1 protein-coding gene is annotated in these 939 nt (G+C 42.6%); it reads left to right on the top strand.

What is annotated here, in order from left to right; genetic code table 11:
• Positions 1-139: 139 nt before the first annotated feature.
• On the top strand, positions 140-892 hold the full coding sequence (locus tag A3729_RS07895) for an SGNH/GDSL hydrolase family protein (RefSeq protein WP_068633583.1): 753 nt from the start codon (positions 140-142) through the stop codon (positions 890-892).
• The last annotated feature ends 47 nt before the right edge of the window (positions 893-939 follow it).

The following is a 939-nucleotide window of genomic DNA, read 5'->3' as shown; positions in this document are numbered from 1 at the left end:
GCCAGACGAATGTGCAATGAACCCTAAGGCAAATTGCGCACTGATCTATGAGATCTATACGTAATCCTATATCTACAATAATTTATGACTGCGTTATCGTTGTTTCTCCATAAAACAATCAAAAAGCTGGAGAAGCAAAATGATTAGAGTAAAACAAAAAAAATTGATAGACCTGCCAGTGAAGATGGCTAAGGCTGTCAAATTTGCAGCTGCCTGTATAGTTTCTGTGAGTGTTGTCGGTTGTACAGGTAACCCTTACGAAGAAGTGGCAGATCGCAATGACGTTATTACTCTGGGCGACTCGATCTTTGATCTTAATGGTGTCATTCAAGAGACGCTCGAATCCTATGCCGGTGAGACCTTTCGAGATTACACGCAAAGCGGAGCAGAGTTGTCTGGTGGTGCCTTGGCTAAAGCCGTCGATCAACAATATGAGGATGCTAAGTCTACAGACGCAAATATCGATACCATTGTTATGGATGGCGGCGGTAACGACATTCTTATCCCCGCAATGCTATTCGACCCTTATGGGTGTCGTACTCACTGGTGGCGTTGGAATATTTCAAGAAGCTGCCGTGGCTTGATTGAGGATCAGTATATTAATGCAATAAACCTGCTCAATCAGATGGAAAGTGATGATGTTCAGAACGTGATATGGCTAGGGTATTACGAGTTACCTCGTGGCAATAAAAACCTCACAAAAGCCTTAAATTACGGTGATGACTTGCTTGGTTATGCTTGCGATGTAGCGACGAATGCAAGCTGCTCATTTGTCGATACGCGTGGCACTGTTCCAGCATCTCAAGTTGAAAGCGATAATATTCACCCAACCCCAGAAGGATCTATTAACTTGGCAAATCAGATTTGGCCTGTGCTTCAGACTGTATTGTAATTCGGGTAAATACATTCACTCGACTTAATTAGATTTACATAGTTAGT

It is taken from the genome of Oleiphilus sp. HI0043 (assembly GCF_001634935.1).
The sequence above is the reverse complement of the archived record's forward strand: the minus strand, read 5'-3'. Positions and strand labels throughout refer to the sequence as shown.